11 protein-coding genes are annotated in these 15,496 nt (G+C 53.0%); 7 read left to right on the top strand and 4 right to left on the bottom strand.

All coding sequences use genetic code 11. The features are described from left to right. Nucleotides 1–2 precede the first annotated feature (2 nt). Genes IGQ15_RS07450 through cheB form a run of 4 tightly spaced genes read left to right on the top strand, consistent with a single transcriptional unit; the run spans nt 3 to nt 5,110 of the window. Nucleotides 3–1,346 carry a methyl-accepting chemotaxis protein gene (locus IGQ15_RS07450; RefSeq protein ID WP_297050355.1) on the top strand — a complete coding sequence of 448 codons (1,344 nt, stop codon included), beginning with the start codon at nt 3–5 and terminating at the stop codon, nt 1,344–1,346. A gap of 5 nt (nt 1,347–1,351) precedes the next feature. Continuing rightward, nucleotides 1,352–3,637, top strand: coding sequence for a hybrid sensor histidine kinase/response regulator (locus IGQ15_RS07445; protein ID WP_297050354.1), 2,286 nt, complete (start codon nt 1,352–1,354; stop codon nt 3,635–3,637). After that, nucleotides 3,609–4,022, top strand: coding sequence for a response regulator (locus tag IGQ15_RS07440; protein ID WP_297050352.1), 414 nt, complete (start codon nt 3,609–3,611; stop codon nt 4,020–4,022). Before IGQ15_RS07445 ends, IGQ15_RS07440 begins: the two co-directional genes overlap by 29 nt. A 47-nt stretch (nt 4,023–4,069) precedes the next feature. Beyond that, nucleotides 4,070–5,110 carry a chemotaxis-specific protein-glutamate methyltransferase CheB gene (gene cheB, locus IGQ15_RS07435; RefSeq protein ID WP_297050350.1) on the top strand — a complete coding sequence of 347 codons (1,041 nt, stop codon included), beginning with the start codon at nt 4,070–4,072 and terminating at the stop codon, nt 5,108–5,110. On the opposite strand, the gene IGQ15_RS07430 is transcribed toward cheB, so the two are convergent. The 4 genes from IGQ15_RS07430 to IGQ15_RS07415 all read right to left on the bottom strand — a co-directional run bounded on the left by IGQ15_RS07430 (nt 5,111) and on the right by IGQ15_RS07415 (nt 9,689). Next, nucleotides 5,111–6,814 (bottom strand): R3H domain-containing nucleic acid-binding protein, encoded by a 1,704-nt coding sequence (locus IGQ15_RS07430; protein ID WP_297050348.1) that lies wholly within the window; start codon nt 6,812–6,814, stop codon nt 5,111–5,113. Next, the gene (gene ldpA / locus IGQ15_RS07425) at nt 6,807–7,835 is read right to left on the bottom strand and encodes a circadian clock protein LdpA (RefSeq protein WP_297050345.1); all 1,029 of its coding nucleotides are present in this window, start codon (nt 7,833–7,835) and stop codon (nt 6,807–6,809) included. The genes IGQ15_RS07430 and ldpA overlap by 8 nt, the downstream gene beginning before the upstream one ends. Nucleotides 7,836–7,859: 24 nt before the next feature. Then, nucleotides 7,860–8,645: an RNA polymerase sigma factor SigF gene (locus tag IGQ15_RS07420; protein ID WP_297050343.1), complete on the bottom strand. Its 786-nt coding sequence runs from the start codon at nt 8,643–8,645 to the stop codon at nt 7,860–7,862. A 222-nt stretch (nt 8,646–8,867) separates the two neighbouring features. Then, entirely contained in the window at nt 8,868–9,689 is an 822-nt protein-coding gene (locus tag IGQ15_RS07415; protein ID WP_297050341.1) for an undecaprenyl-diphosphate phosphatase, read from the bottom strand. A 142-nt stretch (nt 9,690–9,831) separates the two neighbouring features. On the opposite strand from IGQ15_RS07415, the gene IGQ15_RS07410 reads away from it, so the two are divergent. From IGQ15_RS07410 to ftsH2, 3 genes are read left to right on the top strand one after another with little or no spacing between them, the layout of a single operon-like run. Next, complete coding sequence (locus tag IGQ15_RS07410) at nt 9,832–10,692, top strand: hypothetical protein (protein ID WP_297050339.1); 861 nt, start codon at nt 9,832–9,834, stop codon at nt 10,690–10,692. Between the two features lie 15 nt (nt 10,693–10,707). Beyond that, on the top strand, nt 10,708–13,095 hold the full coding sequence (gene recG / locus IGQ15_RS07405) for an ATP-dependent DNA helicase RecG (protein WP_297050337.1): 2,388 nt from the start codon (nt 10,708–10,710) through the stop codon (nt 13,093–13,095). Between the two features lie 59 nt (nt 13,096–13,154). Beyond that, entirely contained in the window at nt 13,155–15,050 is a 1,896-nt protein-coding gene (gene ftsH2, locus IGQ15_RS07400; protein ID WP_297050315.1) for an ATP-dependent zinc metalloprotease FtsH2, read from the top strand. Nucleotides 15,051–15,496 lie beyond the last annotated feature (446 nt).

Raw genomic sequence — 15,496 nt, 5'->3', positions numbered from 1 at the left:
TCATGCGTATTCGTTCTCAGCTTTACTCTTTGATGGGGGCCATCTCCTTTATGGCTCTGACGAGTTTAGGGATGATTCTCTTTAACCGTGCTGCCGAGGATGCAGTTGTTGTCAACGAAGCAGGCTTAGTACGGGGTGGCACTCAGCGAATTGTAAAATTGCGGCTTGCTGGGGCAAATATTGATGAACTGATTGCCCGCAACGATCGTCGTATCAACGCTCTCATCAATGGAGATGCAGAAATGGGGATTCCTCCCGCTCGAAATCCCAAGTTTCGCAACCTAATGCTAGAGGTGCAATCGAAATGGCAGCAATTGCGTGAACAGCTTCAGCAACCCAAAATTAACATTGCCCAACTCATTCAAGATAGTGAAGATTTTTTCAAACTAACTGATGATACCGTTAAGGTTGCCGAAGTCGCTGTCAAAGAATCCAATGATTTTATAAAAATCACTGAGATTGTGATTATTGCTCTGGAAGTTATTCTTGTTATTATTGTGCTGCTCACTATTAAGCGGATTATTTCGCTACTGTCACGATTATCTACGCAAATTGCTACTTCCTCTAACGAAACGGCTGCCGCTCTTGCTGAACAGGAAAAGGTTATTGCCCAACAAGCTGCTTCAGTGAATCAAACAACAACAACCATGGAAGAATTGGGTGCTTCTTCTCGTCAGTCGGCAGAGCAAGCGGAAGCCTCAGCTGCAGGAGCCAAGCAGGCCATGGAGTTGGCCACCTACGGTAAGGAAACTGTCGAGCAAACTGTTCAGGGTATTGAGGCCCTCAGGGGCAATGTCATGGCCATTGCTGAAAAGATTATGCAGTTGAGTGAGCAAACAACCCAAGTAACGGCGATTTCTGAACTGGTGGCTGACATTGCCAATCAGACGAATATCCTTGCACTGAATGCCGCAGTTGAGGCTGCCCGTGCCGGTGAGCACGGTAAGGGTTTTTCTGTGGTAGCCCAGGAAGTTCGCAAGCTTGCCGATCAAAGCAAAAAATCAGCGGAGAAAATCACCACACTGATCCGCGAGGTGCAGGCAGCGATGAATGGCACAGTGATGGTGACCGATGAAGGGATGAAAGCAACCAATGAATGTGCCAAGTTGGCACATGCCACCTCTGAGACGTTTGCAACGATCGCCAACGCGATTGATGCAGTGCACCTCAACAGTCAACAGATTGCTCTGAGTTCTAAACAGCAGGCCGTAGGGGTTCAACAGGCAATTTCGGCCATGAATGCAATTAACTTGGGAGCACAGGAAACCGCTACAAGCGTGTCCCAAATTAAGACGGCGACCCGGCAGTTGGTAGAAGCTGCAGAAACCTTGCAAAACTCGGTGTAGAGGCTATGTACATTGAAGATGATGAACTGCGATCGCTCTATCAAATTGCCAGTACGGAGCATTTACAGGCAATCGAGTCAGGACTACTGGCCCTTGAAGCGAATCCTCGTGACCTCTCTCCCCTAGAGGGGCTACTGCGGGAAGCCCACTCCCTTAAGGGAGATTCACGGATGTTGGGGGTAACGGACGCGGAAAGTTTGGTTCACCATCTAGAGGAAATCTTCAGCCGCTGGCGACAGGGGAGCCTCGCACCGAACGCTCAACTGTTTGAAGTGCTCTATCGCGGTCTCGATGCGGTCAAAAAAATTGCCCATGAAGCCGTGACGGGTGAGCCAGCCAATGTCAGTCCTTTCCATATTGCTGCTGAGTTAATGCAGTTTTTACATGGTGCATCTACGACAGAGACCCTAGAGGCCAGTTCCTCTCCAATTGCTGCCATAGATGATCTGGATGCGTTGATGGCTGCCACTGAGACGCTCCAAGAGACCCCACCAACACCGAGTACCAGTACAGATGAGGAACCGGGGGGTATTCCCGCCCCAGTCACAACTGACGATCGCTATTCCATTGACAGTGTGCGGGTGGACAGTCGCCGACTCGATGCCCTAATGACTGCTATCGGTGATTTGAGTGTCACCCAGCAACGAATTGCCCGACAGCAGGAACTAATTGCCGAAGTGTTCAGTTATTGGGAGCAAGTTCAAGCCCATACCCTTGCAAGCCAACGCTTGCTGCAAGCCCATCCCGAACTCTTAACACTGCGACAGCACTACGATCATCTGCGGCAACACCTCGACGCCCTTGGCAAATCCCTACAGCAATTGCAAAGCCGTGTTGATGTGGACAATGTCCACCTCACTGCCGTGGTCAATCGTTTGGAAAAGGACATTCAGGACCTGCAATTTCTACCGTTGGCCACCATCTTTAACCTGCTGCCTCGGGCAGTTCGCGATATTGCCAAACAGCAAAACAAACAGGTGAGATTAATTATTGAAGGGGCAGAGGTGGCTGTGGATCGCCGCATCCTTGAGGGAATGAAAGCACCCCTGACGCATCTTGTGCGCAATGCCCTTGATCATGGAATTGAGTCCCCGACTGAACGGCAACAGCAGGGAAAGCCTCCCGAAGGAACCTTAACCGTGCGTGGACGCACCCAAGGCAATGAGGTGGTGATTGAGGTCATTGATGATGGCCGTGGTCTGGATCAGACGGCAATCCGCGAAACAGCTCTAAAACGGGGACTCTACACAGCAGCAGAATTGGCAACCATGAGTCCCACGGAGATTGAGGCGCTCATTTTTGCCCCCGGCTTTTCAACACGCCAGCAGGTGAGTACCCTATCGGGTCGCGGGGTAGGACTGGATGTGGTGCGCGCTAATGTTGAGGAACTCAATGGCAGTATTCAGGTGACCTCCACCCCTGGTCAGGGCTGCTGTTTCCAAATCACGCTGCGAGCTAACCGCGCCACAATGCCGATCTTAACGGTGCGGCTGCAAGATGATTTCTATGGTTTGCCCATTGAGGCTGTGGCCACCACATTACTCCTGCGACAAGAGCAGTTATCCTTGGAAGCCAGTGAGCCAATACTATTGTGGGAGCAACACCCCGTTCCCATTAGCTGGTTGGCGGATTTGCTCGGACAAGAATCACTGCAACGGCACTCTCCCTACCCCTGTGTGATTCTGCATCAGGGCGATCGCTACCGGGGACTGATTGTGGATGAAATTGTTGATTTCCAAAACGTACAACTCAAGCCCCAGCACCCTCTGTTACAGCAACTTCCCTACCTCTTAGGAGTAACGCTACTGCATACTGGTGACCTGTGTCATCTGCTGCAGCCAACTGCATTAATGACGGCGGTTGATCGCCCCCGTACTAGTGTGACCCTTAAACCAGCTCCTAAGCCTAGGATACTCCTTGTCGAGGATTCTCTGCCCATTCGCACACAACTGCGGCGCATTCTGGAGCGGGCGGGTTATGAGGTTGTCACAGCCGTGGATGGTGCCGATGGTTTTCAGCAATTACGGACGGGTAAATTTCAAGCTGTGGTCTCCGATGTGGAAATGCCGCAACAAAATGGCATTGAAATGACCCAACGCATTCGTCAACTGCCAGAGTATCAAACACTACCCATTATCCTAGTGACTACCTTGGCGGGAGCCAGCGATCGCCAACGCGCCCTTGCCGCCGGTGCCAATGCCTACCTAACCAAGGGTAATTTTGATCAAAGTTTGCTGCTAGATACCCTAAAGGAACTAATTTATGAGCAAAATCAAAGTCGTTCTAATTGAAGACTCAGTGGTGGCTCTCGAAATTTTGCAGCGGCTGATTAACTCCTCCGAAGAAGTGGAGGTTGTCGGCACTGCCCTCGATGGCACCTCTGGCTTGCAGGTGATTGAGCGTACCCAACCCGATGTGATCTGCACTGATCTACAAATGCCGGGAATGGATGGTCTCGAATTTACTAAGGAGGTTATGAAACGCTTTCCCCGACCCGTTTTGGTTATTAGTAATGCCGTACAGCCGACGGATGTCGATAACATCTATAACCTGATGCAAGCCGGTGCCCTTGATTTCTTTCCCAAGCCCACCACCGGTTCAGCAACAGACTATGAACGCCTCAAAAGTACACTGATCACAAAAATTCGCGTTTTGGCCAGTAAAAAAGTTCATTAGACAACCCCTTGGGTTATCGTATTGGCTAAGTCTGTGGACAGCCTTGAATGCCAATTCGTGTTTTTTTGGTCGAAGATTCGCCCATTGCCCTCAATATTTTGCAGCAACTATTGCAGACCGCCCCTGATCTGGAAGTGGTGGGCACGGCAACCAATGGCAAAGCTGCCCTACTGAAGATTCCAGAATGTCAGCCCCACGTGGTCTGCACTGACCTCTACATGAAGGAGATGGATGGGTGTGAGTTTACCCGTCAGTTAATGGCACGCTATCCTCGTCCCATCTTGGTGATTAGCGTTGCTGTGGGGGAAGCTCAAACTGCCTTTGAACTACTGCAAGCAGGTGCGACAGATGTCTTTCCTAAGCCCAGCAGTGGTCTGATGGCAGATTATAACCGCAGTGAACTCATCAATAAAATCCGCGTGCTGGCTGGCGTCAAGGTCTTTACCCGCCCCTTGCGAGCGACACCCACAGTACCGACGGCATCCGCCCCCCCTCCACCCAAGGTAGCATCCCCGCAGCGGCTAGCGATTGTCGGTATTGGCGCTTCGACAGGGGGGCCCCAAGCCATTGCCAAGGTCTTGCAGCCGTTGCCAGCTCATTTCCCAGTTCCAATTGTTTGTACACAACACATTAGTCTGGGGTTCCTCAATGGTTTGGTATCGTGGCTATCCCAAGAGACTAAGTTGCGAGTAACGGTGGCAATGGCAGGCGAGATGCCTCAGCCCGGTGTGGTTTATTTTGCACCCGATCGCCACAATTTAGAGATTGATCGCCGAGGTAAATTTTACCTAACCCCAGCGGATCCCCATGAGCGTCATTGCCCTTCTGTGAATGTGATGTTTCGGTCTTTGGCGGCCTACTATGGAGAGGCTGTGGTGGGTGTGCTCTTAACAGGCATGGGAGATGATGGCGCAGTAGGAATGCGGGCGATCGCCAGTGTAGGCGGCATTACCATTGCCCAAGATGAGGCGACTAGTGTTATTTTTGGCATGCCAAAGGAGGCCATTGCCCTTGGCGTCGTGCAGTATGTGCTACCCATTGACCGTATGGGGGTCTTTTTGCAGGAGTTAGTGACTTCCCCCGCCTAATCAACGGGAGAGATTGGGGTAAATCCGCAGCCGCCGATTCGGCTCTTCGCCAAAGCTACAGGAGGTCAACTGGTAGTGCTCAATCAACTCGTGTTGCATTCGCCGAATGTTGGCGGATCGCGGGAGTAGCTCCACCGCTTGCCCCTTGGGAATCACAATTTCCTCAACCGCTAGGCGTGCCTCCTCAAGGGCTTCCAATTCGTCATCGCTCCCCGTCGGACTAAAGAGGGAGAGATCTGCTGGCTCTGCTGGACTGGGGTCTTCAATGCCAAGCAAATGCCGTAGTCCTCGCACAATTTGCGCCATACTATTTGTCTTAATGGCATGGATGGGTAGATGGTGAATATGGGCAAGGTGCCGCAGCTTGCTTTCCCCCTTGAGATGGGAGCGGAGCGTCAAAATCACATCCGCTTGATCAATGTCCTTAGTGACAATAATGGGTAGGTTGAGAGTGCGAATTGCTTGCTCTAAGTGATGGCGGCTGACGGCATAGGGAAAGACATGGAGGGGAAGTTCTTCGCCATTCGGCCCGACCGTGGGGGCATCCAATGTGGCTTCGAGCAGTTGGGCAAAATTCGCCCGCAGGGGTTCTTTGTTGGCATCAACGACGGGTAGCATCTGGCCACTCTCACGCCAAGAGGGACGCTGAGGCACAGATTTGACCTCCGATCGCTGGGGAGTAGGTTCAGGACGACTAATCACCACTGAGCCATCGGCAGCAACACTGCGAATTTCAGGTGATGGTTGGCGACCCCGCAGCAGGAGATCCACACTGGCGGCCACATCGAGATGCACAACCCAGCGATCGCGCTCCAGCATTTCCACAGCTATTTGAAAAGTGGGTGGGGCTTTGCGTTCAAGAACACTCTTTTGGGTGCCCCGCCGCCGCGCTTCTTCATCCCCAAGAGTGACCGATTGAATGCCTCCCACCAAATCCGCGAGGGTCGGGTTTTTCATCAGGTTCTCAATTTGGTTGCCGTGGGCCGTACCAATCAGTTGTACGCCTCGCTCAGCAATGGTGCGTGCTGCTAGTGCCTCTAGTTCTGTGCCAATCTCATCAATGACAATCACTTGGGGCATGTGGTTTTCCACCGCCTCAATCATCACCTGATGCTGCAGTTCCGGGCGTGCCACCTGCATTCGTCGTGCCTTGCCAATCGCGGGATGGGGAATATCACCGTCGCCTGCAATTTCATTGGAGGTGTCAATAATCACTACCCGTTTGTGCAACTCATCGGCCAAGACGCGGGCAATTTCCCGTAGTGCCGTTGTTTTACCAACACCGGGGCGACCTAAAAGCAAAATAGACTGGCCACTTTCGACCAAGTCGCGAATCATACCAATCGTGCCAAAGACGGCTCGCCCCACCCGGCAGGTCAAGCCAATAATTGTTCCTTGGCGATTGCGCAGGGCACTAATGCGGTGCAGCGTACGCTCAATGCCGGCGCGATTGTCACCACTAAACTCGCCCACCCGATCCACGGCATATTGCAACATCTCACGGTTGACGGGAGTCTCGGCAAGGTATTGCGTGCTGTGGATAAACCGCGCTTCCGGCAATCGCCCCAAATCCAGAACAATTTCTAAGAGTTCTTCCCGCTGCGGATGATCGGTGAGGCACTGTCCAAGGGGCGGCGGTAGGATGGCCAATAATTGATCGAGATCGTCAGTGACTTGGCGTTGTCCAGCAGTCAATTCAACCATAGGGTACAGAGGGTAACGGGACAGATTTCAAAGAAGACACAAGGGTAGCTGCTTCAGCAACAGCCGCTGCAAGGACGGCAGGAACAGTTTGCCAGGGTTGGTCGGCGATCGCGTGGAAAGGAGCAAGGCGTTTGCGAGCATAACTACCATAGGCAACACCAGCAATTCCCTGTGGATCTAGCAATCCCATTGCCCTGAGTTTAGCAACCGTATGACCATTTGTGCCGCCCGCCAACTGCACAAATCCGGGTAAATTTGCCTCTAAAATGGCTTGACCCAATTGAATGGTGGCTCGCGTTGCGCCATCACCAATATCGCCACTCATGGGACGACCATCCGCCTGCCAAATGAGGGCGCATTCCAAAGGTTGAATCTGCTCATTGATCCAGCGCAAATAGTCAATTCCCCCCTCTCCTTGGGGACAACTGATGGCCAGCACCTGTAAATAGCGCACCCAAGGGCGAACTCGCTGCCAAAGCTCGTGAAAGGCACTGTAGCGTTGGGGTTGAGTATGAATTTCGAGGGCTTGAATCGTGCCAGCGCTAATCAGGGGCGTGATCTGCTCAAAGACTGCGGGTTGCTCATCAGTGCTAATCAAACCTAAGGGGCAGAGGGGTAAACAGCGGCCACAACCATAACAGCGATCGCGGATCACCCCCTGCACCTGTTCATTAAAATGAATCGCCGCAGCAGGACAAATGCGTTCACAGGGGCGATCGCAGGCAGGCGGACAGCGACTCGGATCAAACGTGGCCTTACGAAAATGGGGGTCAGCCCCATCATTAATACTCACCATCAGCAGGGGGCGAGTTGCGCCGAGACTTGTGGCAACCGTCAAAGCGTCATTAGCCGCGTAAATCACCGCAGGGTCGGCGGCCACATCAATACAATCAGCCCCTGCCAGTGCATAGGCTAACGTCAAGTTATAAATTTGGGCAACATCTTGGAAACTGGCACCGTTAATGAGTTTGAACCAACGATGTGCCGCTAAAGCCGCTAGGGGGGCAGCAAAATCAACCATATATATATTTTATTTTATGCGTTTTCAGGATTCAGCGTTGTGGTGACTCATGATCCGTTGTAGGGCTTGGAGGCCTTTTTTAATCTGGCGAGAGACTGTGACCGCACTCAGACCCAAGAGTTCAGCGGTTTCTTTTTGACTCAAATCGTACAAAAAGACAAATTCCAGAATCTGACAGGTGCGGGCTTCTAGTTTTTGCAGACACTGCTGCAAATGAATGCGATCTTCTTGGGCGAGTTGAAAACTTTGGTACCGTTGATCGGGCACGATGTCACCGAGGGAAACGGCCTCTTCCTCACCCTCAAAGGTGGGGGCATCTAGGCTGACAGGGGTGGTGTGGTAGTTAGCAAATTTTGCCGCTTGCCATTCTTCAAGGGGGACCTCGAGGGCTTGGGCAATTTCGCTATCAGTGGGGGGGCGATGCAGTTGTTGGCGGAGTTCTTGAATCACCCGCTTTCCTTGGCTTTGCAAGGTTTGCCAACGGCGGGGGACGCGAATTTGGGGACTTTTATCCCGCAGGTAGTGTTGAATCTCACCGCGAATGTAGGGAATGGCAAAGGAACTAAAGGCCACTCCCTTACTGGAATCAAAGCGTTCAATGGCGTGAATGAGGCCAAGGGTGCCCACTTGCATGAGATCGTCAAAGCTTTCTTGGGTGCACTGTACCCAGCGATGGGCTTCCTTGCGTACCAGTCCCATGTTCAACTCGACAAGGCGATTCCGCAATTCGGGTACAGGGTTGTCTTGGTATGCCCGCAACAGCGAGAGGGTGAAATGCTTGAGGTCAGTATTGGCTGTCGTGCTGAACATAGAACACACAGTACCTTAAATCCCCCATGGCTTCAAAATGAGCACATCCTACGGTCTTCTTTGGTTATCGAACGAACAACTTCAATAGACAACTGAACTAGATATAAACTGCGGCTATGAAGTCGCCTATTCTTACGATTCCACACCTAGTATGGCAGGGCATCTGTATTTTCCCTGTGATCTCAACCACAGATGAGGTTAAATTGTGCTAAGTGTTGTTCCTTAGGGTCGCAGACTACCGAGGGCGATCGCGCCCCACAATGCAGTTCCCAAGCCAATGCGATACCAGATAAAGACCCAAGTGGAATGGCGTTGTAGGAATCGCAGCAGCCAAGTGATCGCCAGATAGGAAAAAACCATACTCGAGAGCGTGGCAATCACAAGAGGAATAAACAGCGTTCCCTGATCAAAAACATCTTTGGCTTGGACAAGGGTGGCGATCGTCAGTGTGGGAATGCCCAACAAAAAAGAAAAGCGCGCCGCTGTTTGCCGCTCCAGCCCTAAAAATAAAGCTGTCGTTAACGTGGATCCTGACCGTGAGGCACCCGGCAGCAGGGCAATCATCTGACCACAACCGACTAAGAAGCCATCTAAAATGCCAATGTCTTGATAGGTGCGTTTACGGGAACCCCATTTTTCTGCGAGTCCCAAAAGAATCGCCATGGCGATCGCCATTGTGGCAATGATCGGAGGCCGATCCAACTCTACTTTGGCCAACTTCAGAAGGAGTCCTGCTGCGAGTGCCGGAATCGTGCCCCCTGTGATCCCAACCAATAGTTTCCATTCCTCCCGCTGCCAATCCCGCTGCTGCCATGCCTGCCAAGCCCCTTGGACAATTTGGCGAATATCCTGCCAGAAATAGCCAAAAACCGCGATCACACTACCAAACTGCATCGCATCTAGGGCAGTTTTATGCCAGACACTTTTCCACCCCAACAGGTCACTAAAGAGAATCAGGTGAGCGGTACTGCTAATGGGTAAAAACTCTGTCATACCTTGCACTAAACCGAGGATAACCGCTTGCAACCAGAGAAGAATATCCACGTTTTTGCCTCACCTTTGCAACCTCACCATCTTGCCATGAGTGGGTGAACAGGCTATCCTCGCCAAGATTTTGTAATAGATTGTAGAAACAGTCCTCTAAACGCAGCAGCACTGTTTTGCCGTTTTGCCAGTTTAGGCGTGTATGTCGGGTAACTTAGAAGCCGTTGAGCGGGAAATTTTAAGGTTACAGGGGATGCTATTGGCCGCCTTGGCGGAAATGCGTCAGCTTTATGATGTCTATCTGGAGATGCTTGCCCCCATTGCCCGTCAGCAGTTGATCACCGTCAGCTATCAGGTGTGTACCCAAGTCTTTCCAGAGCAATTTTTGACCCTTGAGGATGCAGAGCGGCAGGAACTTCAGCGTCAGATTGTTGAATTGGCGATCGCTTTGGAAACGACCATTTTAGGCCTACAACCCCGTCGTCAAGAAGACTCAACTGCAAGGCCAGAGGCAGTGAATGGGGAAGCGCCGTCAGAGGAAGACGCAACCAAGGAACAGGCCTCCCCCTCCCTATCGGAGCAATTGAGCCAAGTTCTTTATCAAAGTTCGCTCAAGATTAACCATCTACTACAACGGGCGGCTATCTTACCGCCTGCTCCAATCGCGGTCATTTTAGAGATTGCCAGTAAGGCGGAAAATCGTCCCCTTGGGCGGATTCCCCATTTATTGACGATGATGGTGGATGAACAGAAACGACAGGAGGAGGGCGAAGAGGAGCCAAACACGAGGGACGCCCCAAGGGAATCTGCCAGTCATCACCCCATGGCAGCCATTTACCTGCAACTTGAGGAACTGGAGTTTCAGCACCCCCCCCTCGGCAATCAGCGCAGTCAAATTCGCCAACTAGAAGCGCGTCTGGCCACCCTCCAGACGCAACTACATAAAAAACAGCGGCAATATCTGGTTCTCAAGGCTAGTCGGGCATGGTGGCAAACGTGGAAAGCCAATGAAGCCGCAGACGCGACAGCCAGTGTCCCCGAAGCAATGGATGGTGAGCAATAGGGAAGGAGGCCTACTGTGTCCCTTGATTGGCCACGCCTACAACGCGCCCTTGCCATTGAAACGGAGCGGGGTTTTTGCAACCTTCAGGGCAATACCTATCGGTTTAATGAGTATCTACACCAAGCGTTAACGCAAGCCCCTCTGCAACAACTCCCCCTTCAGGTGCGCGATCGCTGGCAGGAAACGGCGGCAGCCTATGCCCACTACAACGATCTCTCCCCCAGCCAACGACAATACCTGGTGGTAAAAACGCGCCAACTGCTCCACGATGTCCGCAAACAACTCACGAGTCCGCCCCCGCGCCCCCGTCCCCTCGATCAAGCGCTCAAAACAGTGAATGGGATTGGCGATCGCACTGCGGCGAAACTAGAAAAACTCGGGCTTTATACAGTTGCGGATCTCATTTACTACTTCCCCCGCGATCACCTTGACTATGCCCGCCAAGTCCCCATTCGGCAACTGCAAGCTGGGGAGACTGTCACCCTTGTGGGTAAAGTCCGCCATTGCAACTGTTTTACCAGTCCCCGCAATGCCAAGCTGACGATCTTAGAAATTGTTCTTCAAGATCGCACAGGGCAAATTCGCCTGAGTCGTTTCTATGCCGGTGCCCGCTATGCCCAACGGGGGTGGCAAGAGCAGCAAAAACGCCTCTATGCCCCACAGACAATTGTGGCTGCCTCTGGCCTCGTGAAGCTGACAAAGTACGGCCTTACCCTTGAGGATCCACAGTTGGAAGTGCTGGATCACGCTGGGGCAGAAATAGACTCCCTCACGATTGGCCGTATTGTGCCGGTCTATCCCCTAACGGAGGGGATATCTCCCGATGTGATTCGCCGTGCGGTCGATCGCGTTCTGCCCTTGGTGCAGGGCTATCCTGATCCCCTACCGCAGGGGCTACGCCAACGTCACCAACTGATTTCCCTGGATACGGCGCTGCGTCACATTCACTTTCCGCCAGATCAAACGCAACTGAGTCTGGCCCGACGGCGGCTGATTTTTGATGAATTCTTTTACCTGCAACTGGGGCTCCTCCAACGGCGGCGACAGCAGCAACAGCAAGCCAGTGCCCCCCTCAACCCCCAAGGGGAACTCATCGAGCAGTTTTACCAACGGCTGCCCTTTCAACTCACGGGGGCGCAGCAGCGGGTGGTGGCAGAAATTTTGGCGGATTTAGAGCGCCCGATGCCCATGAATCGCCTTGTCCAAGGGGATGTGGGGTCAGGGAAAACCGTTGTTGCAGTGATTGCCCTATTGGCGGCAGTGCAGTCCGGCTATCAAGGGGCACTAATGGCACCCACGGAGGTTCTGGCAGAGCAGCACTATCGCAAGCTCTTGGAATGGCTCACCCCCCTCCATGTGCCGGTGGAACTGCTCACAGGATCCATCCGCACAGCTAAGCGCCGCCAGATTCTGGATCAATTGGCAACGGGGGAATTGCCGGTGCTGGTGGGCACCCATGCCCTGATCCAAGAGGGGGTGACGTTTCAGCGGCTTGGTCTAGTGGTTATTGATGAACAGCACCGCTTTGGGGTGGCGCAACGGGCAAAGCTGCAAGCCAAGGGACTCCTGCCCCATGTGCTGACCATGACGGCGACACCGATTCCCCGCACGCTTGCGTTGACCCTCCATGGGGATTTGGATGTGAGTCAAATTGATGAATTGCCCCCCGGTCGGCAGCCGATTCAAACAACCGTCTTGGGACGGGGCGATCGCCCCCATGCCTACGATTTAATCCGCCGGGAAGTGGCTCAGGGGCGTCAGGCCTACATTGTCCTGCCTTTGGTTGAGGAATCGGAAAAACTGGATCTGAAATCCGCCATTGCCGAGCACGAGCGATTACAAACGGAGATTTTTCCCAATTTTCGGGTCGGGCTGCTCCACGGTCGCATGGCATCTAGTGACAAGGATGCGACGATTCAAGCCTTTGTCAAGGGGGAATTGGATATTCTTGTGGCTACAACGGTGGTTGAGGTGGGGGTGGATGTCCCCAATGCCACGGTGATGCTCATTGAACATGCTGAACGCTTTGGTCTATCCCAACTCCATCAACTGCGCGGGCGGGTGGGGCGGGGTGCCCAACAGTCCTATTGTCTGCTGCTCCATAGTTCTCGCAATGATGCTGCCAAGCAACGGCTGAATGTGCTGGCTCAGTCTCAGGATGGCTTCTTTATTGCGGAGATGGATCTGCGGCTGCGTGGTCCGGGGGAGGTGTTGGGGACGCGGCAATCGGGATTACCAGACTTTGCCCTCGCTAGCCTCGTTGAGGATCAAGATTGCCTAGAGGCGGCGCGATCGGCGGCCAGTGAACTGATCGCACAGGATCCTGAGTTACGGGGCTATCCTCTGCTGCAAGCAGTTCTCCAGCAACGGCGCGATCGCCTTCTTGAGGGCATGATGAACTAATCCCCCCTTTGGGAGGGATATGTTAAATTTAGTTAAGAACCTGATAAAAAGCGTCGCCAATGAAAGTCTCTTGGAAAACTGTTCTCCTTTGGTCAATCCCCCTACTGCTCATGGGGGTTCTCCTCTGGCAGGGGGCGAGCAACTTGATGCTCAATCAAAGTCAGCCTCCCCTAAATACCGCCAGTACACGCATGAGCTATGGGCGATTCCTCAACTATTTAGATGCGGGTCGCATTAGTAAAGTGGACATTTTCGATAATGGTCGCACCGCCATTGTGGATGTCTCCGATCCGGAACTGATTAATGGTCGCCCCCTGCGGGTACGGGTAGATATGCCGGGGACGGCTCCAGAAGTCATTAGTAAACTACGGGAGCAGCACGTAGAAATTGATGTCCATCCGGCTCGCAATGATGGTGCCCTGTGGGGGCTTTTGGGTAATTTACTCTTCCCCGTTTTGCTCTTGGGGGGACTCTTTTTCCTCTTCCGCCGCTCCAGCAACGTGCCCGGAGGACCCGGCCAAGCGATGAACTTTGGTAAGTCTCGCGCCCGCTTCCAAATGGAGGCCAAAACGGGTGTCATGTTTGACGATGTGGCGGGTGTCGATGAAGCCAAGGAAGAACTGCAAGAGGTGGTCACTTTCCTGAAGAAGCCAGAGAAATTTACAGCGGTGGGTGCCCGCATTCCCAAAGGGGTGCTACTGGTGGGCCCCCCCGGCACGGGGAAAACGATGCTCGCCAAGGCGATCGCGGGTGAGGCAGGGGTACCCTTCTTCTCCATCTCGGGTTCAGAATTTGTCGAGATGTTTGTGGGCGTCGGTGCTTCCCGCGTCCGTGATCTCTTCCGCAAAGCCAAAGAAAATGCCCCCTGCTTGATCTTTATTGATGAAATTGATGCCGTGGGTCGCCAGCGGGGTGCGGGGATTGGTGGTGGCAACGATGAGCGGGAGCAAACCCTCAACCAACTTCTTACGGAAATGGATGGCTTTGAGGGCAATACCGGCATCATTGTTATTGCTGCCACGAACCGTCCCGATGTTCTTGATGCAGCGCTGTTGCGTCCCGGTCGCTTTGACCGTCAAGTGATTGTTGATGCCCCTGACATTAAGGGTCGTTTGGCAATTCTCAAGGTGCACGCCCGCAACAAAAAACTGGCGCCCGAAGTTTCCCTGGAAGCCATTGCTCGCCGTACCCCTGGCTTTACGGGTGCGGATTTAGCCAACCTTCTCAATGAAGCGGCGATTCTTACGGCCCGTCGTCGCAAGCCCGCGATTACGATGCTGGAAATTGACGATGCCGTGGATCGGGTTGTCGCTGGTATGGAGGGCACACCGCTGATTGACGGCAAGAGCAAACGTCTCATCGCCTACCATGAAGTGGGTCATGCCATTGTTGGTACGCTGCTCAAGGATCACGATCCCGTACAAAAAGTGACCTTAGTGCCCCGTGGTCAAGCCCGTGGTCTGACTTGGTTCATGCCCTCAGAGGATTCTGGATTAATCTCGCGATCGCAACTCATGGCGCGGATGGCCGGTGCCCTTGGGGGCCGAGCGGCTGAATACGTTGTCTTTGGCGATGCTGAAGTAACGACCGGTGCAGGCAATGACCTGCAACAGGTGACGGCAATGGCACGGCAGATGGTGACCCGCTTTGGGATGTCTGACCTTGGTCCGCTGTCTTTAGAAACCCAAAACGGCGAGGTGTTCTTGGGACGCGATTTGGTGTCTCGAACTGAATACTCCGAGGAAATTGCTGCTCGCATTGATGCCCAAGTGCGCGAATTGGTGCAGCACAGCTACGAACTTGCCATCAAGATCATCCGCGAAAATCGCGTGGTCATTGACCGCTTAGTGGATCTCCTCGTGGAAAAAGAAACCATTGATGGTGAAGAGTTCCGCCAAATCGTTGCTGAGTACACCGTAGTTCCCGACAAAGAGCGGTTTGTGCCCCAACTTTAGGGAAATGATTTCTGTGTAGCTCCTATCCCTCGGTTAGTGCTGGGGGATTTTTTATTGGCTTCGGCACCCCAGAGTGGGGTTACACCGAAGCATTGAAAGGAGCGATCGCCCCAAAGAGGATAGTCCCCACCAAAACAATTATTCCCACCCCTTCCGAAAGCTGCCGCCAGCGACGCTCTCCAGAATTGGCAACGCATCAAGGCTAGGGATCGCCGTCGGAATCAAAATCAAAACTCAAAACATAGAGAATTTATCGCAGTCTCTAAAGAGCTTTGTGCGCTCAGTAACTACAAATTTCCACGCGATCCACCACAAGGCGTGAAGTCATGCTTTGCTGGATCTCAGAAATGACTGAGTTGCAGCTCGCTTGAGCGATCGCCGCTGGAAATACTGCCAGTAGAAGAGCCCTCCTGAAGATCTTGACTTCTCCCCTTCTTGAAAGAGAG

This window comes from Thermosynechococcus sp. M98_K2018_005 (assembly GCF_015295825.1).
Classification (GTDB): domain Bacteria; phylum Cyanobacteriota; class Cyanobacteriia; order Thermosynechococcales; family Thermosynechococcaceae; genus Thermosynechococcus.
The sequence above is the reverse complement of the archived record's forward strand: the minus strand, read 5'-3'. Positions and strand labels throughout refer to the sequence as shown.

Coding starts and splice junctions, on each gene's coding strand:
- IGQ15_RS07430 (WP_297050348.1), bottom strand. CDS start 6,814: ATGGTTGAATTGACTGCTGGACAACGCCAAGTCACTGACGATCTCGAT.
- ldpA (WP_297050345.1), bottom strand. CDS start 7,835: ATGGTTGATTTTGCTGCCCCCCTAGCGGCTTTAGCGGCACATCGTTGG.
- ftsH2 (WP_297050315.1), top strand. CDS start 13,155: ATGAAAGTCTCTTGGAAAACTGTTCTCCTTTGGTCAATCCCCCTACTG.
- IGQ15_RS07445 (WP_297050354.1), top strand. CDS start 1,352: ATGTACATTGAAGATGATGAACTGCGATCGCTCTATCAAATTGCCAGT.
- IGQ15_RS07420 (WP_297050343.1), bottom strand. CDS start 8,645: ATGTTCAGCACGACAGCCAATACTGACCTCAAGCATTTCACCCTCTCG.
- IGQ15_RS07450 (WP_297050355.1), top strand. CDS start 3: ATGCGTATTCGTTCTCAGCTTTACTCTTTGATGGGGGCCATCTCCTTT.
- IGQ15_RS07440 (WP_297050352.1), top strand. CDS start 3,609: ATGAGCAAAATCAAAGTCGTTCTAATTGAAGACTCAGTGGTGGCTCTC.
- cheB (WP_297050350.1), top strand. CDS start 4,070: ATGCCAATTCGTGTTTTTTTGGTCGAAGATTCGCCCATTGCCCTCAAT.
- IGQ15_RS07410 (WP_297050339.1), top strand. CDS start 9,832: ATGTCGGGTAACTTAGAAGCCGTTGAGCGGGAAATTTTAAGGTTACAG.